General features: G+C 72.3%; 19 protein-coding genes. 2 read left to right on the plus strand and 17 right to left on the minus strand.

Translation table 11 applies throughout. The features are described from left to right. Positions 1-109 precede the first annotated feature (109 nt). The 4 genes from SNR22_RS01580 to SNR22_RS01595 all read right to left on the minus strand — a co-directional run bounded on the left by SNR22_RS01580 (position 110) and on the right by SNR22_RS01595 (position 5,800). Positions 110-1,009, minus strand: coding sequence for an alpha/beta hydrolase (locus tag SNR22_RS01580; protein ID WP_320064467.1), 900 nt, complete (start codon positions 1,007-1,009; stop codon positions 110-112). A 207-nt stretch (positions 1,010-1,216) separates the two neighbouring features. Continuing rightward, positions 1,217-2,602, minus strand: coding sequence for an N-acetylmuramoyl-L-alanine amidase (locus tag SNR22_RS01585; protein WP_320064468.1), 1,386 nt, complete (start codon positions 2,600-2,602; stop codon positions 1,217-1,219). A 74-nt stretch (positions 2,603-2,676) separates the two neighbouring features. Next, positions 2,677-3,855, minus strand: coding sequence for a peptidoglycan DD-metalloendopeptidase family protein (locus SNR22_RS01590; protein ID WP_320064470.1), 1,179 nt, complete (start codon positions 3,853-3,855; stop codon positions 2,677-2,679). A 112-nt stretch (positions 3,856-3,967) separates the two neighbouring features. Then, positions 3,968-5,800 carry a SpoIIE family protein phosphatase gene (locus SNR22_RS01595; RefSeq protein ID WP_320064471.1) on the minus strand — a complete coding sequence of 611 codons (1,833 nt, stop codon included), beginning with the start codon at positions 5,798-5,800 and terminating at the stop codon, positions 3,968-3,970. Here SNR22_RS01595 and SNR22_RS01600 point away from each other — a divergent pair. Both SNR22_RS01600 and SNR22_RS01605 read left to right on the plus strand, forming a co-directional pair. Further along, on the plus strand, positions 5,754-6,704 hold the full coding sequence (locus SNR22_RS01600) for an aminotransferase class IV (RefSeq protein ID WP_320064473.1): 951 nt from the start codon (positions 5,754-5,756) through the stop codon (positions 6,702-6,704). The genes SNR22_RS01595 and SNR22_RS01600 overlap by 47 nt on opposite strands. A gap of 303 nt (positions 6,705-7,007) precedes the next feature. Next, positions 7,008-7,238, plus strand: coding sequence for a DUF2188 domain-containing protein (locus tag SNR22_RS01605; RefSeq protein ID WP_320064475.1), 231 nt, complete (start codon positions 7,008-7,010; stop codon positions 7,236-7,238). Positions 7,239-7,422: 184 nt separating this feature from the next. On the opposite strand, the gene SNR22_RS01610 is transcribed toward SNR22_RS01605, so the two are convergent. The 13 genes from SNR22_RS01610 to SNR22_RS01670 form a co-directional block, all read right to left on the minus strand. Beyond that, complete coding sequence (locus tag SNR22_RS01610; protein WP_320064477.1) at positions 7,423-7,812, minus strand: hypothetical protein; 390 nt, start codon at positions 7,810-7,812, stop codon at positions 7,423-7,425. Positions 7,813-8,031: 219 nt separating this feature from the next. Further along, entirely contained in the window at positions 8,032-9,270 is a 1,239-nt protein-coding gene (locus SNR22_RS01615; RefSeq protein ID WP_320064478.1) for an ATP-grasp domain-containing protein, read from the minus strand. A gap of 69 nt (positions 9,271-9,339) precedes the next feature. Next, positions 9,340-10,734 (minus strand): hypothetical protein, encoded by a 1,395-nt coding sequence (locus SNR22_RS01620; protein WP_320064479.1) that lies wholly within the window; start codon positions 10,732-10,734, stop codon positions 9,340-9,342. A 24-nt stretch (positions 10,735-10,758) separates the two neighbouring features. Next, positions 10,759-11,865 (minus strand): succinyl-diaminopimelate desuccinylase, encoded by a 1,107-nt coding sequence (gene dapE / locus SNR22_RS01625; RefSeq protein ID WP_320064481.1) that lies wholly within the window; start codon positions 11,863-11,865, stop codon positions 10,759-10,761. Positions 11,866-11,912: 47 nt separating this feature from the next. After that, on the minus strand, positions 11,913-13,199 hold the full coding sequence (locus tag SNR22_RS01630; RefSeq protein ID WP_320064483.1) for an MFS transporter: 1,287 nt from the start codon (positions 13,197-13,199) through the stop codon (positions 11,913-11,915). After that, entirely contained in the window at positions 13,193-13,570 is a 378-nt protein-coding gene (locus SNR22_RS01635; protein WP_320064484.1) for a nitroreductase family protein, read from the minus strand. Before SNR22_RS01635 ends, SNR22_RS01630 begins: the two co-directional genes overlap by 7 nt. After that, positions 13,567-14,244, minus strand: coding sequence for an RraA family protein (locus SNR22_RS01640; RefSeq protein ID WP_320064485.1), 678 nt, complete (start codon positions 14,242-14,244; stop codon positions 13,567-13,569). The genes SNR22_RS01635 and SNR22_RS01640 overlap by 4 nt, the downstream gene beginning before the upstream one ends. After that, positions 14,241-15,611, minus strand: coding sequence for a hypothetical protein (locus SNR22_RS01645; RefSeq protein WP_320064486.1), 1,371 nt, complete (start codon positions 15,609-15,611; stop codon positions 14,241-14,243). The genes SNR22_RS01640 and SNR22_RS01645 overlap by 4 nt, the downstream gene beginning before the upstream one ends. A 2-nt stretch (positions 15,612-15,613) precedes the next feature. Then, positions 15,614-16,567, minus strand: coding sequence for an aminotransferase class IV (locus SNR22_RS01650; RefSeq protein ID WP_320064488.1), 954 nt, complete (start codon positions 16,565-16,567; stop codon positions 15,614-15,616). Further along, a complete protein-coding gene (locus SNR22_RS01655) occupies positions 16,564-17,316 on the minus strand; it encodes an iron-containing redox enzyme family protein (protein ID WP_320064489.1) in 753 nt (250 codons plus the stop codon). The genes SNR22_RS01650 and SNR22_RS01655 overlap by 4 nt, the downstream gene beginning before the upstream one ends. Positions 17,317-17,399: 83 nt before the next feature. Then, positions 17,400-18,326, minus strand: a complete 927-nt coding sequence (locus SNR22_RS01660; RefSeq protein WP_320064490.1) for a hypothetical protein — start codon at positions 18,324-18,326, stop codon at positions 17,400-17,402. A 577-nt stretch (positions 18,327-18,903) separates the two neighbouring features. Continuing rightward, positions 18,904-20,118, minus strand: a complete 1,215-nt coding sequence (locus SNR22_RS01665) for a cytochrome P450 (RefSeq protein WP_320064492.1) — start codon at positions 20,116-20,118, stop codon at positions 18,904-18,906. After that, entirely contained in the window at positions 20,115-21,917 is a 1,803-nt protein-coding gene (locus tag SNR22_RS01670) for a non-ribosomal peptide synthetase (RefSeq protein WP_320064493.1), read from the minus strand. The genes SNR22_RS01665 and SNR22_RS01670 overlap by 4 nt, the downstream gene beginning before the upstream one ends. Between the last annotated feature and the right edge of the window lie 22 nt (positions 21,918-21,939).

Raw genomic sequence — 21,939 nt, forward strand, 5'->3', positions numbered from 1 at the left:
TGCCGGACGGAAGCCCCTCGTACGACGCGCCGACGGCCCGACCCGGAACACGCGACGCCGGGCCGGCACGCGTCGGGGCGGCAGCGCGTGGCTGCCGCCCCGATCGCGGTCAGGAGCTGGGGCAGGTGTTGCGGTACTCCTCGATGCTGGAGCCGCTGGGGCCCGGGCAGAGGAACTGCTCGTAGCGGGTGTCGTCGTCGACGAACCGCTTCAGCCACGCCACCGTCTGCTTGGCGGTGGGCGTGTTGACGGTCTGCGGGAAGAAGTGGCTCGCCGCATTGAGCTCGAGGTACGCCTTCTCCGCGGAGGCCGGGATGCTGTTGTAGAACGGTTCCGAGTGCGACGCGACCGGGGCGACGCTGTCGCTCTCACCGCCGATGATCAGCGTCGGCACCCGCAGGTTGGACCAACTCTTGGTGAGGTTCCATGGCGCGAGCGGCACGGCAGCCTGGAGCGAGGGGCGCGCGGCGGCGGCCTCCAGACTCCCCCCGCCTCCCATCGAGTGCCCGGCCACGGCGAGCCGGCTGGCGTCGATCCGGGTACGCACGGAGCTGCGCTGGACCAGGTAGTCGAGCGCGGCCAGCAGCTGCCGGCCACGGCTGTCCGGCTGGTCGAGGACGGTGTTGGTCTCGATGCCGATGACCACGAAGCCGTGCGAGGCGATCCGTGGCCCGAGCCAGCTGATGCTGGACCAGCTCGCGGTGAACCCGGGCGAGATGGCGATGGCGCCGAAGGTGCCCTCGCTGGTGCTGGTCGGGTAGTAGATGACCCCGCCGCCGAAGCCGGTGACGCTGATCGAGGAGACGTTCTGCGAGGCGGTGGCGAAGGGGCCGCGGCTGGCCTCCAGGATGGCGCTGGTCGGATCGGGGCCGCGCTCGTACGGGCTCTCCGCAGCCTGCGCGCTGGAGGACGCCGCCAGGACACCTCCGGCGGCCAGGACGGCGGCCACGGTCAGCCTGGCCACGGCACGGACGGCGGAGCGGGGGCGGTTGGTGGTGGTTGATCGCACGTCGGGCACTCCCTGCTACTTCGGGGTTGTATCGACGCATGTCAGTCTTCTGTGTGCCTCGCCCGCCCCGCATCGGCAAAATCACCAGTCGACGCGGCCGGACGCGAGGCGTCGGGACGAGGGATGGCGGTCTGACGTGCTCCGCCCCCTCGCGTCGGCGGCGAGGGGGCGGAGAGAGGCGCTCGTGTGGGCGTCGACGCCCGGGTGTCAGCAGCGTGGCACGTTGGGGATGAAGCCGTCGTAGCCGGTCTGGAGGAAGGCGTCGGAGACGTAGCGGTTCGTGCCGATCCGGTGCCAGATGCTGGTGGTGCCGTGGGGGCCGGTGACCAAGGTGCCGGTGGCCTGGCAGTAGACGGTCACGGCGGCGCCGTCGGCGACCGAATCGACGACGCCGTAGCCGGTGCCGGGCCCGGAGCGCACGTTGAGGCTGCTCGCCGTGGTGTCGACCGTGCCGGATCCGGTGCCGGTGACCCCGTTGACCAACTGCATGTAGTAGGTCCAGTTCCAGTTCACACCGGGATCGGTGTGGGTGGCACCGGGCACCTCGCGGTGGGCGATGATGTGCGCCCGGTCCTTCGCGATGCCGTACTTGGTGGCCAGGCTCCGGGTGAGCTTCGCCGAGGCGCGGTACATCGCGTCGGTGAACCAGGCGGGGTTGTCGACGTAGCCCTCGTGCTCGATGCCGATGGACTGGGTGTTGTAGGTCCAGTTGCCGGCATGCCAGGCGATGTCCTTCTCCCGGACCGACTGGGTGACGGCGCCGTCGGAGGAGCGGAACGTGTAGTGCGCGCTCGCCTGGGCCGCCGGGTTCTGGAACCAGCTGATCGCGCCGGCGTAGGAGCCCTGCGTCATGTGGATGACGATGTACGCGACCGGGTGACTGCTCGGGCGGGTGGCCACGGTGTAGTTGCTCGTGCTGGCCGCCGCCCACGCGGCCGGCCCGTAGTCGGTGCTCAGGGTCTCGTAGCCGCCCGCCGCCGACGCCCGGCTCAGGGCACCCCGCTGCGGCGCGACCGGGCGACCGGGCACCGTCAGCGCCGCGCCGGACGCGGCGGAGAAGCCGCTGCGCAGCAGGTCGTAGACGCCGTCGGCGTAGAGCCGGGCGACCGCCGGGTCGGCAGCGCCGCCGTACTGGGCGATCGGCTCGTACCAGCGGTTGAGGTCGGCCCGCTCGGCCCGGCCGAGGCCGGTGGCGTCCGCGTAGGAGCGCAGCACCGCCGCCGCCCCGGTGATGTTCGCGCCCACCTCGGTGCGCAACGCCGCCGGGGCGAGTCCGGTGAGCGTGGCCGCCTTCTCCAGGGTGGCCGGCCGGGGGCTGCTCACCAGGTGCATGACGCCGTAGCCGCCGGAGGCGCTGGGCGTGCCGGCGTGCCCGTCCAGGCGGGTCTCGGCCTGCCCCAGGGCGACGAGCAGGTCACGGGGGACGTCGTACCGGGCAGCCGCGCGGTCGAAGGCGGCGGCCAGGGCACCCGACGGCGACGCGGTCGCCGCGGCCGGTGCCGCGGCACCGGCCGCGCCGGCCAGCCCGACGGCGGCGACCAGCGCGGCGCCGAGCAGGCGGTGGGGACGTCGTGGGCGAGATCGAACGGTCACTGCCACTCCTCACGGACGATCAAGGGAAGAAGAGATGGCCCGACGCGGCGGTGGGCCGCCGCGCCGGGCGAGGGTCAGCACCAGCCGTTGACCGGGCCGTTCACCCCGGTCCAGAGGTACGCGTCGGACACCCAGCTACCGTCGCTGAGCCGGTTCCAGAGTGCCGTGGTGCCATAGCGCCCGGTGTGTGAGGTGCCGTTCGCGGAGCAGGAGATGGTCACGGTGGCGCCGTCGCCGACCGAGCCGAGGGAGCCGTAGCCGGAGCCGGGGCCGGAGCGCCGGGTGAGGGTGCCGCCGCCGTTGGCGTCGACCACCGCCTGGTTGAAGCCGAGCGCGCCGTAGTTGTAGACCCCGCCGCCGATCCCCGCCCAGGCCGATCCGTGCCGCGCGCCGCCCTGGTAGGCCGCTCCGGCGACGATCTCCCACTTGCCGATGCCGTGCCCGGCGATGGCGACGTACGCGCTGTTCTGCCGGAGTCCGAAGTGGACGTGCCGGCCGGTGGCGGAACCGCCGCAGGTGACGTCGGTGCCGGTGTAGCCCAGGTACGCACCCTCGCCGACGGCCGCCCCGTTGACCGAGATGCTGCTCCAGAGGTGGTAGTAGTCGGTCGAGTAGCCCCGGTCGTGGATCACCCTGATCCAGCCCTGGCACATGGTGTACGCCGTGCCACCCCGGGCCGCGCGGACGACCTGGTCGCCACCGGAGAGGTCCACGGAGCTGTACGGCGCACCGCCGCCCCAGCCGTGCGGGCCGCCGGTGAGCGTCCAGGTCTGCCCGACCGCGAACGGCAGGGCCATCCCGGTCCGGTAGTCGCCGCCGGCGAGCATGGGGGCCGGGCTGGTGCCGAAGACCTGGCGCTCCCGCTCGGTGACGAGGGGCGACTCGGCGGCCAGGGCGCTGAAGGCGGCCTCACCGTCGAACGCGACCTGCCACCGCCCGGCGTCGGCGCGCGCGATGAACACCGCTCCGGTCGGGTGGGCGTCCTTCGTTCGGGGCGCGACCGCGACGGCGGTGCCGAACGCCCATCGACCGTCCTGTCGGCTCACCGTGATCCGGGTCTGCTCCGCCGCGGCGGAGCTCGTGGCGGAGCGCTCGGCCTGGCCGAGCAGCTTGCTGGTCACGGCCTCCGTGACGGTCGGGATCGGGGGCACCGGCTTGGGCGCCGCCACGGCGACCGCAGGCTGACCGCCCAGCAGGATCCCCGCCGCCAAAAGAGCCATCGAAACGTTGGTCCACGGACGTAGTTGTCCCATCGGCCCACTACTCCTTCATCGACACTTAGCGATGCGGCGACGATAGGCCGTGGCGGAAATAATGTCTACACTCAGCCTCCCCGCGACGAAGGTTTCTTTCGGAAGCGGCTCGTCAGCCGCGCGCCGGGTCGGGCCCGGTGGGGTCGGGCGGGGTGGCGGCGATCAGCAGGGCCACGTCGTCCTCGGCCACCGGGCCGCCCAGCAAGGCCAGCTCCGGGGTACGGCGCAACACCAGGTCGGCAAGCCGCTCGGGATCCGTCTCGCGACTGTGGGCAAGGACGCGGTGCAGGGCTGCGAAGCCGTCGTCGATGGTCGCGGTGCGGCTCTCGACCAGGCCGTCGGTGTGCAGCAGCAGAAAGCTGCCCGCCGGTAGGTGACACGTGTGGTCCGTGCGCGGGGCGTCGCGCACCGCGCCGAGCAACGGGTCGCGTCCGGGTAGCAGGCCGATCCGCCCGTCCGGGGTGACCAGCGTCGGGGGCGGGTGTCCGGCGTTGGACCAGCGCAGCCGGTGCCCGCCGTCGGGCGCGGGGTCGAGGTAGGCCAGCAGCACGGTGGCCATGATGGAGCTGCCGAGGGCCTGGTTGGCGTGGTCGAGGCGGCGCAGCAGCGCGGACGGCGGTTCAGCCCGGTCGATGATCAGGCCGCGCAGGATGCTGCGCAGCTCGCTCATTGCCGCGGCGGCGGCGATGCTGTGACCGGTGACGTCACCGATGACCAGGACCAGCCGGTCGTCAGGCAGCGTGACGACGTCGTACCAGTCGCCGCCGACGTGGTCCGTGCGGTGCGCGGGCAGGTACCGGGCGGCGATCCGGATGCGATCGTGGCGCGGCAGCGCGCCCAGCAACGCCTTCTGCAAGGTCTGCGCGACGGTGCGCTGCTCGTCGAGCACGGTGGCGCGTTCCAGCGCCTGGGCGACGTAGCCGGCCAGGGTGGTGATGACCGCTTCTTCGCTGACGTCGATGTCGTAGGGCTGTTCCCAGACGAAGGTCAGCGCCCCGAGCACGCCGCGCAGCCCGTTGAGGGGCACGCTGACCAGCGCCTGCCAGCCGAGCCGATTGAGGTCGTCGACCAGGTGCGGGAACCGGTCCCGGACCGCCGCCGCGTCGTTGAGCAGGACGGGTCGGCGGGTGCGCACGGCCACCGCCGGCGGGACGTCTGCGGTGACCGGATAGCGGGCCCAACGGGCGGCGAGGTCGGGGGGCAGGATCGGCGCGGCGGCCATGGCCAGGTACCGGCCGTCCTCGCGCAGCGCCACACCGACATGGGCCGGGTCGAGGCTGCCGGTGACCAGTTGGCTGACCGTGGCGATGACGTCGGCCACCGTCTCGGCGGGCGACAGGGCCACGCTGGCGCGCAACAGCAACTGGCTGCGGGTGAAGGCGCGCTCGGAGCGTTGCTTGAGCGCCTCCGTCCGGATCCGGTCCTGTTCGGCGTGGAAGGCGGCGATGCGCAGCCGTAGGCTGTCGGAGCAGGCGGCGGCGAGGTCGGCGAGCAGGTCCAGCTCGCGGCGGGCCCACTGCCGGGGCTGGTGGTCGATCACGCAGAGCGAGCCGAGCACGACGCCGTCCGCATCGGTAAGCGGCACGCCGGCGTACGCCACCACCGCGAGATCCTCGATGGCCGGGTTCGTCCTGAGCCGGGGGTCCCGCCGGGCGTCGGCGATCGCGAACGACCGCGCGTCGGCGACGACGTGACGGCAGAACGAGTGGCTCAGCGGTGTCTGCCGCTGCCGCTGCACGGCGGGACCGAGCCCGCTCGCCCCCGGGAAGTACTGGCGCTCGGCGTCGACCAGCGACACCAGCGCCATCGGCGCGCTCAGCACCGTACCCACCATCGCCGCGAACCGGTCGAGCGCGGGGTCCGCGACCGCGTCCAGGCCGGTCCGCGACAGCGCCGTCGTGCGGTCGACGGCCGACAACACCCGGCGCAGGCCGTCAGGCGCCACGGAGCGACCCGGCGGCGGTGGACACACCCGCGCCCCGCTGCCCGCCGAGCTGCCGACCCCTCGCTCCCGTCACGCCGCCGAGCGTAACGGAGAGCAGCCGGGGCGGCCATGCGGCACCGCCCCGGAGACGAACACCGACGGTGACAGACTGGCCGCCATGACGGCGACCGACGACCCCGCGATGACCGCCTACGGCCACTTCACCACCATGCGGGTCGAACACCACGCGGTGCGCGGCCTCGGCCTGCACCTCCACCGGCTCGTCACAGACTGCGCCGCCGTGTTCTCGGCCGACCTCTGCCCCGCCCACGTCCGACGACGCCTCCGCACCGCCACCGCCGAGGGCCCGCTGACCGTCCGGGTCACCGTCACCGACCCGCACCTCCCGCTCACCCACCCCGCCGCGCCCGCCCACCCGCACGTCGCGGTCACCACCCGCGCCCCCGCCACGCAGACCCCGCCGCCCCTGCGCGTGCGCTCCACCACGTACGAACGCGACGCACCCACCATCAAACACACCGGGCTCTTCGGCGCGCTCTACGAACGCCGCCGCGCCCAACTCGCCGGCTACGACGACGCCCTGTTCACCAACCACGACGGGCTCGTCAGCGAGGGCGTCACCTGGAACATCGGCTTCATCCGCCACGACACCATCGTCTGGCCACAGGCCGACGTGCTACCCGGGGTAACCATGCGACTGCTCGCCGCCGCCCACCACGGCCCGCAGCGCACCGAGCCCGTCCACCTGTCCCACCTCCCCCGCATGACCGCCGCCTTCGCCACCAACGCCGTCGGCGCCATCCGCCCCCTCGCCGCCATCGACCACACCAGCTACCCCACCGACCACCGGGTCCTCACCCGGCTACGCGAGCAGTACGCGCACGTCGTCCCCGAGACCATCTGACCGAGCCGTGGCTCCTGCTGGGAGGCGGTCACCACGGTGTAACCGGCCCACAGGAACACACCCTCGAAGCCAAGCCGACCCCGCACTCCCCCGCCACCCGCCCACCGCGGCCCCCGCCGGCCTGCACTTTCTGGGAATGAGTGGCCATTCGGCGCGCGGATGCCACTCTTTCCGGGAAAGTACGCCCGGGAAATGCGCGAGACGCGGGTCCAGGCGGGGGCGGGGTCGTTCGGTGCGTTTAGGACGGGACGGTGGCGGGGCACGTACGTGGTCGACCGTGCAAGTCCGCTAGGGAGGGTGGCCATGGCGAAGGGCGACATCGAGACCTACTACGAAGACGGGCAGTGGAAGAACCGCCCGGAAGGCAATCAGCAGGCCAGCAGCACGCACGACACCAAGGCCGACGCGCAGGAGCCGGGGCGGGAGATGGCGAAGGACCGGGGCGTCGAGCACGTGATCAAGAAGACCGACGGCACGATCGCGGAGAAGAACACGTACCCGCGCAGCCGCGACCCGCGGGACATCCCGGGCTGACCGTCACGTTGGCGTGAGCGACCTTCCTGCCTGGCGATCCTGTCCCAACATCCACCCGATGCTGGGCCGTGATCGCCAGGCAGGCGTCGTCGGACGGCGCGCGTCGATACGCGCCGAGGTGACCGTCAGGTTCCGGGATGCCCTCGGGTCCGACCCCGAACCGTCCCTCCTCGCTCCCGCTCCCCTACACGAACCAGGTGCCGGAGGAGCTGTCGGTGCCCGCGTCGTCGTCGGTCATGTGCGCGTTCACCGAGACGGTGTGGAAGGACTGCCAGCCGAAGCCGCTGAACAGGGTGACCTCCCAGGGGACCGGTCCGCTCGCACAGGGCACGTTAATGGACGCCGAACCGAACGAGAACGGCATGACCTGGGTGGCCGTCACGGTGATGTGCGCGGCGCCGGTCGACCCGGTGCAGGTCACCGTGCCGTACACCTGGAGCTCGTTGATGTTGGCGACGTTGGCTGAGGTGACGGTGATGTCGGCCTGGGCCGCCTGCGCCGGCGCGGCGACGGTCAGGCCGGTTGCGGCCAGCACGGTGACGGTGAGTGCACCACGAACTGCCCGGACGATCATGGTTTTCATCCCCTCGGAAGCAGCGGGTCTGGCGGGACAGGCCGGCCCAGCTTAGCATTGATGCCTACAAATGGGTGTGTTTCGTGACAAATGTACTGGCGGGTGGAGAGTGGATTCGGCGGAGCCCACCGGCGGACGCCGGGAGCGGAGCTGACCGGGCAGGTGCCGCGGGCCCATAGATTGGCGCGATGACGACCCACGGTGGCGGGACCGCGACCATCAACCGCCGTACAGGCCGTACCGCTCCCATCGGCGCAACGCCAGGTAGTCCCGCTCCACCTCCGACGGGTACTCGGATACGAGGTAGACGAACCCGGGCGAACTGATCAGGTCGACGGTCTGCGGCAACTCCGCGCCCGGCACGCAGCTCGCGGCGACGGCCACCGCCGTCGGCAGCTCCGACAGGCGGGCCTGCCAGTCGGGCGTCTGCGCGGCTACCAGGATCGGGTTGATCAGCGAGATGTTCCGCACGGCAGCGGACCAGCGCGACGCACGGTCGTCGAAGGCGGCGAACGAGGCCGGGTCGACCAGGGACTGGACCAGCAACGAGGTCTGCGAGACACCGGACAGCTTCGCCACGACGTCGGGCAGGGTCGCCCCGCCGAGACGGGCTCCGGTCTCGATCAGCACCGGCCCCCGGTCGGTGAGCATGAGCTCGGTGTGCGCGGCCGACGACCGGATTCCCAGGGCATCGAGTACGGCGAAGACGAAGTCCCTGATGGTCGCGGCCAGGGCCGAAGCCGGGTCGACAGGCTCCTCGTAGTCGTAGATCGGGGCACCGGTGGGGCCCGGGCGCTTGGCGTACCGCCAGATCTCGGCGATGCGGTGCGACCCGCCGTGGGACACGCTGTTGACATAGAACTCGGTGCCGACGAGCCGCTCCTGCACCAGGATCCGCCGGTTGGCCGCCCCATAGATGTTGCGCGCGGCGAGCACGTCGGCGCTGGCCGCGCGGACCTCGTCGACGTCCCGGCAGAACCGCACGTTGTCGGTGCCCGCGCTGTCCAGCGGCTTGACCACCGCCGGGCCGGAGATGGCGGCCGCGTACCAGGTGGCCGCCTCGTCCACCGACGCGCAGGCGCGGCCGGTGGGCGCGGCGAGCCCGGCGGCGAGCACGGCCTCGGCCATCGCCGACTTGTCCCGACGCGCCGCGACCGTCGCGATCTCGTTGCCGGGCGTACCGAGCAGGTGGTTGAGGGTGTCGGCGAGGATCACGCCCGACTCGGTGCCCGCGACGACCCGGTCGACCCCGAACGCCCGCAGCCGGCCCACCAACTCCTCCCGGTCGGCGACGTAGCCGAGGTCGACCTCGTAGTCACCGGGGCGGAACGTCTTTCGGAAGTAGCCGGCGGCGGTCGCCGCGCCGCAGACGTGCACGCAGACGACGCCCCGCTCGGCCAACGCCCTGCTCAGCGCGCTGCCCGTGGAGTAGCCGTCCACGATGGCAATGGTCGGCACGCCACCCCCGCTCCCTGCCCGTTTCGGCCGACCCGGGCCTCCTCGGAACACCACCCCGGCCTGTCCGCCTCAGGCGTCGAGGGCGCCGGGGTGGAAGCAGCAGCCGACCAGGGCGCCCGCGCCCATGCTCACGACGCCAACCTGCGGATCCTCCGTCCCCCGCACGATGCACCCGGCGTAGCCGTCGCCGCCGACCGCCCTCGGGTCGGCGACGAAGACACCCCAGTTCAGGTAGAAATCCTGGTAGCCCTCGCCGCCGACGACCGGGAAGGGTTCGGGTGCCGGGCGGACCCGCTGCTGGAGGACCCAGGGCCCGTCCATGGCCTGCGTCAGCCGCGCCTCCCACTCGGCGGCGTCGACCCGCCACCCGGGGACGATCCCGGAGCCGCCGTGCAGCATGATCGGCTTGAGGATCAGGTCTCGCTGGTGCGCCCTCGCGTAGGCCACGATGTCAACGGCCTCGCCCTCGGGACCGGTCGTCCGGGGCCGGACGTACCGGGTCCAGGGGAGCAGACGCCGCAGGCACTCCTGTTCCCGAGCGCTGAACAGGTGGGCGTTGCGGTCGTCGGAGAGCATCGCCAGCGCGCCCTTGTTCCCGTACAGCTCGGCGTCGATCCGGGAGAAGAGCACGACCGTTCCGCGCTCCACGGCCGACATCACCGGCTCCACCAGGGCGAGGTCCTCGGGGGTGACGATCTCCTCCAGCAGGAAGAACCGGTAGACCAGGTCGACCACCCGACCGTGGGCCGTCAGCGTGCCGTTCTTCTCCTCGATCTCACCGACGTGACAGGGGATCGCGTCGATGCCGAGCTCGTCGAAGAGCCCGGCCATGACACCGAGCCGGGGCGCGTACAACTGGTAGCTCTCCGGCCAGTCGGCCAGGGCGATCACGGGTCGCCGGCCCGTCACCCGGTCACCGAGCTCGTAGCGCATGGTGTCGACGATCGCCCGGAACGTGTCGTGGTACTCCAGCCCGCGCTGCGTGACGTACCCGGCCAGCGCCGGGTGCGCGAGCATCGCCCGGTTGATGTCGGCGTTCTCGAACCCGCCCAGCGCCGAGGTGATGTTGAGCTCCAGGAGCTTGAACCCCTCCACGGCCCGGTACAGGTCGGACCGGGCCAGCACCGTCATCGGCCCGGTCGGGGCCCGCCGTATCAGCTCGATCTGCGGCTCGGTGAGCCCGAGGCCGCGCCCGAGCGCCACCCGGTCGCCGTCGAACAGCCGATCCGGCAGTTCGGTGAGCAGGTCATGGGTCAGCAGCAGGTCCTCGCCGAGTTGGCGGCTCTCGCCCGGCTCCAGGAACACGGGGCATGGCAGGAACCGGTCCCGGTAGGCCACCGCGAGCCGGGTGGACCCGATCGCGTGCACCGCCAGCCCGGCCGGGTCGACCCCCAGCCGGGAGAGTTCTTCGAGGTAGCCGACGGTGAGGTCGCGGCCCGCCGGGATGGCTGCGTGGGTTGCCATGGTCGAGGTCTCCAGTCGTGTACGTCAGGTGGGATCGGCCGTGCGGTCGGTGGCGCCGACGAACCGGTGCAGCACGGCGAGGCAGTGCCCCAGCGCGTCGCGGCTGACCACCTCGTGCGGGGTGTGCGCCAGCTCGGAGTCGCCGGGTCCGAAGTTGACGGCGGGGATCCCGTGGGCGGCGAAGCGGCCGACGTCGGTCCAGCCGAGCTTGGGGCGCACGTCGAGCCCGCCGGTGCGGCGCAGCGCGCTGAGGAGCGGATGAGTGAGCGCCGGCGCGGCGGGCGGCGAGGTGAGTAGGACGTGCACCTCGTCCGCCTCCGGCGCCAGCGCGGTCAGCTCCTCGATCGCGGCCGCCGTGCCCAGGTGGGGCGCGTGCCGGTAGTTGACCTTCACGGTGCACCGGTCCGGCACGACGTTGCCCTGCACCCCGGCGGTGACGGCGACCACCGACGCGGACTGCCGGTAGACCAGTCCGTCGATCTCCACCGGTGGCGGCTCAAACGCGGCGAACCGGGCCAACGCGGGGATCGCCAGGTGCACGGCGTTGCGGCCCCGCCACGGCCGGGCCGTGTGCGCCCGCGCCCCGGTGAACGTGAACTCGACGACGAGGTTGCCCTGGCACCCGGCCTCCAGCAGGCCGTCGGTCGGTTCCAGCAGCACGGCGGCGTCAGCCGTCACCAGCTCGCGGTGTTCGTCGAAGAGCAACCGCATCCCGCTCTGGTGGGAGCCGATCTCCTCCCTGTCGTAGAAGACGAAGGTGAGGTCGTGGGCCGGGTCGCGGACAAGTTCGGCGAGCATCAGCATGACCGCGACCCCGCCCTTCATGTCGACGGCGCCCAGGCCCTCGATCACGTCACCGCTCGCCGGTGGCCCGGTGGGTGGCACGCCGGGCACGGTGTCGAGGTGACCGGCGAGCATGACCCGGGTGGGCCGGTCGTGCGCGGTCCTGGCCACGACGTTGTTGCCCACCCGGGTCACCCGCAGGTGCGGCGCCCGCCCGGTGAGCCGGGCCTCGACGAGATCGGCCAGCCCGGCCTCGTCCCGGCTGACCGAGCCCACCGCGACCAGCGCCGCCGTGAGGTCGAAGACCGTGTCGGCCCGCACGACCGGTGCCAGGGGCGGCCCGCTCACCGCGCCACCTCCGTCTCCAGTGCCCGGGTGTTCCAGGATCGGCCCGCTCACCGCGCCACCTCCGTCTCCAGTGCCCGGGTGATCCAGCGGCGTCGCGCGCCGAACAGCACCCGCAGCATGATCAGTGCCATCAGCGCCGCGCCGAAGCCGTACACGGCCGGTGGGCCGAAGCGGTGCGAGACCACGCCCGCCGTGGCCGCGCCCAGCGGGATCGCGCCCCAGGCAACCAGCCGGTAGACGCTGTTCACGCGCCCCTGCAGCCCGTCCGGGATGAGGGTCTGGCGCAGGGCGACCACCACGACGTCCCAGGTGACCGAGCCGCACGCGGCGACGAAGAACGCGGCGACCGCCATCGGCCAGGTCGGGACCAGCCAGAGCATCAGGCAGGCCACGGCGTGCGTCGCCGCGACGACCACCAGGGCATGGTCCCGGCCGATCCGCCGGACCAGCGCGGGCGCCACCGGGGCGGCGAGCACCGCGCCGACGGCCTCGGCAGCCAGGAGCATGCCGTATCCGAGGTCGCTGAGCCCGAGGGTGTCGTGGGCGTACACGACCAGGACGGCCATCGCGCCGGCCACGACGAAGTTCAGCGCCCCGGCCATCGCGGCGAGGTTGCGCAGCAGGTGGTGCCGCCACAGCCAGCGGGCCCCGGTGGTCATGTCGGCGAGCAGCCGACGGGCGGCACCGGAATCGGCCGGTGCGGCACCGACGAACTCCTGTCGGCCGGTCAGCCGCAGCCGACTCAGCAGCACCGCCGAGAGCAGGAACGTGATCGCGTCGATGCCGAACGGGAGCACCGGGGTGAGCGCGAACAACCCCGCGCCGGCCAGCGGGCCGACGAACTGGGTGGTGGCGCTCTGGGTAGCCACGAGGCGGCCGTTGGCGTGCATGAGCCCGTCGCGTGCCACGATCGAGGGCACCAGCGCCTGCGCGGCGTTGCGGTAGTACGTCTCGCCCGTGCCGATGACGAAGAAGCACAGGTAGAGCACGCCGAGGTGGGTGTGTCCGAGGAAGACGGTCACGGCGAAACCGGCCATGGCCCCGAACCGGACGACGTCGATGACGGCCATCGACCGGCGGCGGTCGAGCCGGTCGACGAGGACGCCCGCGGGGATGCCGAAGATGGCGTAGGGCAGGGTCAGCGCCATGGTCACGCCCGCGATCAGCCGGGGGTCGTCGGTGAGCTTGCTGGCCATCAGCGGGGCGGCGGCCAGCGAGATCCCGTTGCCGACGCCGGAGCAGGCGGCCGCCGTCCAGAACTTCCCGAACTCCGGGCCCAACCGGGGCTTCTCGGCCACCGCGAGCGGGTCGGCGCGGTGGCCCGCGTTCACCACCGGGACACCGGTCCGGTGGCCTCGGCGCCGAGAACGCTCAGGTACGCGCGGGGGTCGGCGGGGGGACGGTCGGGGCGGGGCGCCGGCGGGTCCGGCCGGCCCACGTAGAGCCACCCGAGCAGCTTCTCCCCCTCCGTGACGTCCATCGCCGCGCGGACCGGCGGCGCGTCGAGCAGCGGCCCGGTCCGCCAGATCGAGGACCAGCCCGCCTCGTGCAGCAACAGGCACAGCTGGATGACCACGGCCGTGGCAGCGGCGAGCTGTTCCCACTCGGGCACCTTGTAGTGCCGCTGCGGGCGCAGCACGATCCCCACCAGCAGCGGCGCGCGCAGCGGCTTGGCGGCGGCCCGGTCCCGGTCGGATCCGGTCACGACGGCCCTCCGGCGGTGGACCGCCGCGCCACCTCGTTGTAGCCGTGGTTGGCGCGCGCCTCGCGCAGCGGCGTGCCCGCGCGGACGTCCGCGAGGACCAGCCGCTCCATCGCCGCGACGCGCGTCACGGTCTCCACGACCTCGTCCACCAGGCCTCGGGGTACGACGACCACGCCGCTGCCGTCGGCGGCGACCAGGTCGCCGGGGCGCACGGTGATCCGGTCGTCGGCGGCGCCGACGGTCACCGGCTCCTGCGCGGCGGCCATCCGCACCCGGTTCTTGCCGGAGCGCATGAAGGCGCCCCGCGCCCACATCGGATAGCCGAGTTCGCGGATGCCGTCGATGTCCCGGCAGTAGCCGTCGACGACCGTGCCGGCGAGCCGCCTGGCCAGGGCGACCTCGGCGAGGATGTCGCCCCACACGGTGCAGTGTCGTCCCTCGTTGGCGATCACGACGACCGATCCGGGGGGAACGTCGTCGATGAAGTCCGCCGCCGGGGCCCGCACGCCGTCGGCGACCGGTGCGAACCGTACGGTGAAGGCCGGGCCGACGACCATTCCCGTGCCCGAGAGGCGTCGCACTCCCCAGAGGGTGCTCGACACTCCGGCAAGGTCGAGCGCGTCGCTGACCGCGGCCGTGCCGTGTGCGGCCAGCGCCGCACCGAGGGCGCTCACCGGGTACCGCCCGCGACGACATGAACAGCCAACTTCTGGCCTCCCTGAAAAATGTTGATCTTTGAGTTCCGGCTGGCCTTCGCGCCGAAGCCCGCGACCCGTCCCCCCAGGAGGTACGTGTCCAGGCTGATCGGCAGGGCGCTCACCCGCCCCACGCCGGGCTCCACGACCGGGTAACTGGTCGGCACGACCCGACGCTGGACGACGTGCCCGCCGCGCACCGCAGCGGCCACCGCCTCCCGCCAGGCGCCCGGCGGGCAGTCGTGGCCGATGGTGACCCCGTCGCCCCGGATGTCGTAGGCCTGCTTGAGCACGAACTCGCGGGGGTCGGCCAGCAGCCGCTCGGCCAGCGGGGTGCCGTCGTCGTCCACCGCGCCCGGGGTGAGCTTGCGCGACCACGGCAGCAGGCCGGCCACCAGCGCCCGCTCGTCCGGGGTGAACAGGTCGACGAACTCCGGCTGCTGGACGAACGCCAGCGTCAGCTTGTTCTCGGCCACGTAGCGGGCTCCGAACGGGTTGACGTGCACCATCGCGGTGTCCCGGACCGCCCGTTCCCACCGGGCGACGAACTCCTCATCGGCGCAGTACGCCACCCAGGAGACCGTGTTGACCTTGTTCCAGCACAGGTCGGCCGGTCGGCCGTCGAACCGGGTTCGGGTGCCGTCGACGTCGACGGCGCGCGGGTCGGCCAGGAACGCGTCGACCCCGACGGAGCGCATCCGCTCGACCAGCTCGACGCTCTCCCGGTTGGCGGCGCCCGTAGGCTGGAGCACGGCGATCCGGGCCGGGTCCGCGCACCTGCCCGGCTCGCGCCTCGCCGCCGCCCGGGCCGCCGCCCGCAGGCCGTCGAGAAAGCGGTCCTCGCCGCTGTAGGTCAACTCGGTCAGGCGGACCTCCCCGGCGGTCAACTCCCGGACGACGGCCGCGACGGTCTCGTTGATCCGGGCGGTGAAGAGCGTGCCCGCCGGCGAGTCCGCGTTGTTCTCCAGCACCCGCAGCCGCTCGGTGCCCGCCTCCAGGTAGCCGTCGAGCCGGCACACCCAGGGCGCGTCTCCGAGCGCCCGGTCGGCGGCGACCAGCCGGTCGGCGGCGGAGCCGAGCGCGTAGAACGCCCGCACGTCCGCCCGGGAACGCCACAGCGATCCGGCCTTGCCGAGCAGGTCCACGTACCGGGTGAGCAGCGGTTGCAGCAGTTGCGCCCGGTCGTCGCGGACCAGCACCGGAACCGGTGACAGCGGGAAGTCCCTGTTCCGGAACACCGGGCCGGCCGCCAGCGCGGCCCGCACCGCCCGCTCGGTCTCCGCCGCACGGGACACCGTGACGTGGGCGAGGAGCAGGGCTGCCGGCCAGTCGATCAGCCCGGACACGCTCAACGCACCCTCCCGGACGTGAGCGCCCAGTCCACCGGGGTGGGTGGGGCGAGGCCGCGCACCTGGTCGAAGTAGGTGTCCACCAGGGCGGTGGTGACCGGGCAGACCGGCCACCCGGACAGCTCCATTCCCGCCACCGAGCGCACCGGGCCGAACTCCAGCCCGGTGCCGCAGAGCACCACCTCGTCGGCCGCCGCGAGCCGGTCCTCGGTCACCGCGTCGGCGACCGCGTCGTAACCCAACGCCCGCGCCGTGGCCAGCACCCAGGCCCGCGTCACCCCGGGCAGCACGTGGTCGCCGAGGCGCGGGGTGACCACCGTGGCGCCCTCGACCAGGAACACCGTGGCGGTCGGCGCCTCGCTGATCAACCCCTCGGCCGTCCGCAGCACGCACGAGTCGAAGCCAGCCCGCTTCGCCTCGGTCAGCGCGATGCGCGGGCCGGCGTACGCCGAGATGTTCTTCGCCTCGTTCGGGAACACCGCGTCCGACGGCCGCTGCCACGAGCTGACGCCCAACCGGATGCCCTCGCCCCGGGCCAGCCAGCGCTTGCGCCCGGAGGGGGCGATGGTGACGGTCAGCGCGGCCTCCGCCTCCTCGTCGATGCCTCCGACGTTCGCCGCGCTGACCGCGACCCGCACGTAGCCGTCCGCGTCGATCGCCTGCGCCGCCACCAGCTCGTCGATGATCGCCGGCACGTCGTCGCAGCAGAGGTCGTCGAGCCCCATCAGGCGGCACGAGTTACGCAGCCGGTCGAGGTGCGGTGCCAGCAGCCACGGGGTGACCCCGCCGGATGCCTTGCGGTACAGCCGGATCCCCTCGAACACCGAGACCCCGTACCGCAGGGCGATGCTGCCCATCGGCAGGGTCGCCTGCCCCTTCGGCACCAGCGCGCCACGGTGGTGCGCCAGCGGCCAGCCCTCGGCGGCCTGGCCGTTGGCCGACGACGCGCTCACGCAGCGCGGCGGAACACGGGCTCCGCGGGTTCGTACGAACTGGTGAGGATCATGTCGAAGTGGCGGTGCCGCAGCTCCAGCGCGGTGGCCAGCGCGGCGATCGCGTTCTCCTGCAGTAGCGGCGTGTCGCAGTAGCGGCGCAGCAGCTCGCGGGCCGCCGCGGCGTGCTCGTCCTCAAGCTCGCTGACCGCGCCGTCGCCCGCGTCGGCCGAGGCGTGGTGGACGAAGAATTCGTAGCCCTTCTCCGGCAGCCCGTACACGTCGCGCATCACCGACAGCATGCTCCTGCCGCTGTCGTTGGTGATCGGCGGCTGGCCCTCCATCAGCAACAACACGGACGCCACTCCCTCGGTGAAGTGCGCCTCGCCGTTGCAGACCCGGACGTTGTGCGCGATCACCGCGGCGGTCTCCGGGGCCACCGGCGCCTTCGCGAGCGCCTCGGCGCTCACGCCGACGGCCGCGCCGAAGTCGGCGAAGGTGTCGAGGTGACGGCCGGAGTCCGACAGTTTTCCCGTCTCCTCCTCGTAGATGTTCTCCACCAGCAGCACCCGCAGCCGGTAGTCCTCGATCCGCGAGGCTATGCCCAGGATGTTGCGGGTCCAGAAGCTCTTGATCGGCCAGCGGTGCAGGACGAAGTTCTGCAGCAGTCGCTCCGTCGCCTTGCCGGCGAGGATCGTCTGGTAGAGCTCGCTGGTCATCTTCTTCCGCTCGCCGATCATCCGGTCGAGTTCGGCTACGAAGTCGGTCATCGGGCTCCCCTTTCCTTGTCGGGTTGACGCACGGACTCGGGTGGGCGCACCGCGTTCGGCGCTGCCCACGCCCCGGGCGACGGTCACTGGTCGGACATGGTCAAAATGGTCGCGTCGTACCCGTTCGCGGCGACCATGTCGTAGAACTCGGCCGCGCCGTCGAGGTTCAGGTCGAGCAGGCCGGTGAGGACGGCCTTGGTGCTGCCGTCGGCCAGCATGCGCAGCCGTGCGGCCAGCGTCGTCTGGTCGGCGGCGATCGGATCGAGCCGCAGGCCCGCGCCGTGCCGGACGATCAGGTGCGCGACGATGACCTCCAGCCGGAGGTTCCCGCCGCCCTTGCCGATGCCGGCGATCGAGGCGTCCACGGCGGTGGCGCCCGCCGCCATCGCCGCCTTGGCGTTGATGAACGCCAGTCCGAGGTTGTCGTGCGGGTGGAACCCGATCGGCACCGGGCTGGCCGCCACCGCCGCGCCGACCTGCTCGGTGACCGTCTCCGGGTCCAGGCTGCCGTTGGAGTCGGCGAGGTACACCAGCTGCGCGCCCGCGTCGGCACAGGCCCGGACCGCGGCGACGATCTCGTCGTCCGTGCGCTCGCTCACCCTGGTCAGGTTCATCGCCACCGCGAGCCCGGCCGTCCGCGCCGCGTCGGCGTAGGGGGCGGCCTTCCCGACGGAGCCGCCGGAGACGAGGACGCGCACCATCGCCACGCCGTGCCCGGTGAGCTCGGCGATCCGGGCGACCGGCACCTCGCCCGGGCGCACCATCACGGCGAGCCGCGGAGGGTCGGTCACGGCGGCGAGCGCGGCGAGGTACGCGGGCGGGCAACTCGCGCTCGGACGCTGCGGCTCGTGCACCTCGCGGAAGTACCCGACCTCGACGTAGGGAACGCCGGACGCGCCGACGGTGCGGACAATCGCTTCGGCTTCGCGCGTCGTCCAGCTGTGTCCGTTGACATAACCACCGTCACGCAATGTGACGTCCAGGAGAGTGAGGTCGCTATTCGAGTTCACCGCGCGGCCCCAGAATCTGTGTGGATGATGATGGCCTCGAATGACAAGAGCATCGTTCTCCAAACCCCCCGCGGATATTCGTGAGCAAGGATGTCCCAGCGTCCAAGTTGGAGGCAAGTGTGTTCCCCGTCACAGGCCGATCAAAGTCGACTTATTGGCGTCCGCCAATCCGATGATCGTTCCGGCCGGACGTGCTGACCTGGCACGCCACGGGTACGCCCACGGGCGTGTCGACTACCGGACAGAGGAACGAACCGGACGGCCCTTGCTCTGACGAGAAGCGCCGATGGCAGGGCTTTCGGGCTGCTGGAGGCCCCAACCGGTGGCGGCGACCACCGAATGATCAGCGACGTGCTCCGGGAGACCGCCGCCCGGGACCGTCACCAATTTCGCCAAATACGACGTGCGGATGGCGTGGGAAACGCGCCGAATATGATCGAGAGGGCATTCGGTGCGGCTTTCCACCGAATGCCCGGTGAACGGGCCACGCCCCCGGCCACCTGGTCGGATCGACCAATTCGTGCGGCTGCCGAGACAGCCGCGTAACGCCCCAACGGGGCGGCTGAACCATCCGGACTCAGGCGATCCGCACCGGCAGGGAGGTGATGCCGAGGATGAAGTTCGACCGCAGTCGGCGTGGCTCGCCGGCGGGCTCGCACCGCACACCGGCGGTGAGCAGCCGCTGGAACAGCAGCGACAGTTCGACCTGGGCGACCGGCGCCCCGATACAGCGGTGGATGCCCGAGCCGTAGGTCAGGTGCCGGTTCGGGGTGCGCCCGACGTCGAAGACGTCACCGTCCGGGTACTGCTCCTCGTCCCGGTTGGCCGAGACGTTCCACAGCGTCACCGAGTCACCGGCGCGGATCTGCCGGCCCCGGCGTTCGACGTCGCGCTTCGCCACCCGCTGCACGTACGCGTTGGTGGAGCTCCAGCGCAGCATCTCGTCCAGCGCCGTGCCGAGCAGACTGTGGTCGGCGAGCAGCCGCTCGTGCTGCTCCGGGTGTTGCATGAGCGCGAGCAGGCCGGTGCAGGCGGTGTACGACGACGTCTCGTTGCCACCGACGGCCAGGTTCATGCAGTTGTAGAGGATCTCGTCGCTGGCCAGCGGACGGTCGTTGATCCTCGCCTGGGCGAGCAGGCTGACGAAGTCGTTCCCCGGTCGCCGACGCCGCTGCGCCAGCAGGTCCTCGAAGAAGTCGAAGATCTCCGCCTGTAACCAGGCCAGGCGCAGCCGGGCGTCGTCGCCCGTGTCGACGAAGACCTCGTCGCGGTAGCCGACCATGCGCCTGGTCAACTGGATCAGCTCGTGCGCGTCCGTCCAGGAGATGTCCATGATCGTCATCAGCGCCCCGGCCGGCAGTTCGGTGGCGACGTCCACCGCGAAGTCGCCACCCCCGTCGGCGAGCAGCCGGTCGACCGCCTGGTCGACCAGCTTGGCGACCTGCGCGGACACCGCGCCCACGACCGCGCCGGACAGCGCCGGGTGGATGACCTGCTTGAGCAGCCGGTGCCGGGGCAGGTCGGCGACGACCAGCATCCGGCCGGCGGCGGTGTCATCGGCGCTCTGGAAGGAGCCACCGACGACGGCGCCCCGCGACGAGCTGAACACCTCGTGCTCCCGGTACGCCCACTGCACGTCGTCGTACTTCGTCAACGCCCAGAAGCGGCTGCCGTCGGCCCCCTCGTTCCAGTACACCGGGTCGTCCGCCCGCAGCGTGGCGAACGCGTCGAGGTGCGCGCCCCGGACGAAGAGGTCGACGTCGGTCAGGTCGATACCCGCTGCGGCCGTCACGCCGCCCCGCCCCCCGCCACGGACTGGTCGATCAGGCCCGCGAGGTCGGCCAGGACGGTGTTGGCCAGCAGCGCCTGGAACGGCAGCTTCACCCCGAGGTCCCGGCTGATCCGCCGGTGCATCTGGAACGCCTGGAGGGAGTGACCACCCAACGCGAAGAAGTTCTCGTTGCGGCCGATGTTCTCCACGCCGAGCAGCCGCTCCCAGAGCTCGACGAGGTACCGCTCGGTCTCCGTGCCGGGCGGCAGATGGCTCTCCCGGCGCAGGCGATGGGCATCCAGCAACTCGCGCAGCGCCGCGGTGTCCCGCTTGCCGTGCTCGGTGGCCGGGATCTGCGGCACCACGATGAAGTGGCTGGGCACCATGAAGTCCGGCAGGTCGCGTGCCGCCTGGGCCCGCAGCTCCGCGACGCCGGGCGTGCCGTCGACCACGACCACGGCGATCAGCCGCCGGTCGTCGGCCGTCCCGTCGGGCAGGACGACCGCGTCGAGGACCTGACGCTGGCGGCGCAGGCCCCGCTCCACCTCGCCCGGCTCCACCCGGTAACCCCGGATCTTCACCTGGTCGTCCACCCGGCCGATGAACTCCAGCGCCCCGTCGTCGCGTCGGCGGACCAGGTCACCGGTGCGGTAGACCCGGACCGGACGGCCGTCGTCGCCGGTCAGCGTCCGGAACCGCTCGTCGGTCAGCTCCGGCTGGTCCTGGTAGCCGCGGGCCACCCCCGGCCCACCGATGAACAGCTCCCCGGTCTCACCATCCCCGACTTCCCGCAGCTGCGGGGAGAGCACGTGGGCGCTCACCCCGGGCAGCGGTGCGCCGATGGGGACCAGGTCACTCTCGGCGTCGGCCATGGTCACCCGGTACGCGGTGCAGGCCGTGGTGATCTCGGCCGGTCCGTAGAGGTTGTACAGCTCCCCGGCGAACCGGCCGCCCAGCAGGTCCCGGCACGCGGACGGCTGGAGCACGTCCCCGCCGACCTGGAGGATCCGCAGCGAGGCGAACGCGTCCCGGTCCTCCCGGACCACGTGGTTGACCACCATCGTCGGCACCAGCATCGCCGTGATGCCGTACCGCTTCATCTGCCGTTGGAAGTCGGCGGCCAGCAGCTCCGGGACCGGCGGCAGCACGACCGCCTCGGCGCCGGCGGCCAGCGTCGTCCAGATCTCGAAGTGGAAGGCGTCGAACGACACGCTGGAGATCTGGCCCGACCGGTCGGCCGAGGTGAGCCGGGGCAGCCCCGGGTTGAGTGCGAACGACACCAGGTTGCGGTGTTCCAGGACGATCGCCTTCGGCTCCCCGGAGGAACCGGAGGTGAAGAGCACGCTGGCCGCAGTGTCCGGCTCGACGGCCGCCGCCACCGGACCGGCCGGACCGGCCGGGGACACCTCGGAGAGCTCGGCCAGCGTCACCAGTTCGGCCGCGAGGTGCGCCAACCGGTCCCGCCACGCCGGCTCGCCGATGATCAGTTTCGCGCCGCCGGCCCGCAGCATGAGGTCCCGTCGGCCGTCCGGGTACCGGCTGTCCACCGCCACGTAGGCCGCGCCCGCCTTGAGGATCCCGAGGATCGCCACGAACAGGTCGGCCGACCGCTCGACGTAGAGCCCGATCCGGTCCTCGACGCCCACCCCCCGGGCCCGCAGCCCGGACGCTGCGGCGTCGGACTCGCGGTCGAGTTCCGCGTACGTCAACCGGCGGCCGCCGTCGCTGACCGCCGGTCGGTCCGGGTGCTCCCGCACCGACCGTTCGAAGAGGCCGAGCACCGTGTCGTCGACCATCGCCGTGCCCCCTGAACCCGTCACCCTGCCGCTCCCCTCATCCGCC

The sequence above is a fragment of the Micromonospora sp. RTGN7 genome (assembly GCF_033804645.1).
Classification (GTDB): domain Bacteria; phylum Actinomycetota; class Actinomycetes; order Mycobacteriales; family Micromonosporaceae; genus Micromonospora.

Excerpts from the sequence above, each read along its gene's own strand:
- SNR22_RS01590 (WP_320064470.1), bottom strand. The coding sequence starts at position 3,855 with ATGGGACAACTACGTCCGTGGACCAACGTTTCGATGGCTCTTTTGGCG.
- SNR22_RS01605 (WP_320064475.1), top strand. The coding sequence starts at position 7,008 with ATGGCGAAGGGCGACATCGAGACCTACTACGAAGACGGGCAGTGGAAG.
- SNR22_RS01610 (WP_320064477.1), bottom strand. The coding sequence starts at position 7,812 with ATGATCGTCCGGGCAGTTCGTGGTGCACTCACCGTCACCGTGCTGGCC.
- SNR22_RS01620 (WP_320064479.1), bottom strand. The coding sequence starts at position 10,734 with ATGGCAACCCACGCAGCCATCCCGGCGGGCCGCGACCTCACCGTCGGC.
- SNR22_RS01655 (WP_320064489.1), bottom strand. The coding sequence starts at position 17,316 with ATGACCGACTTCGTAGCCGAACTCGACCGGATGATCGGCGAGCGGAAG.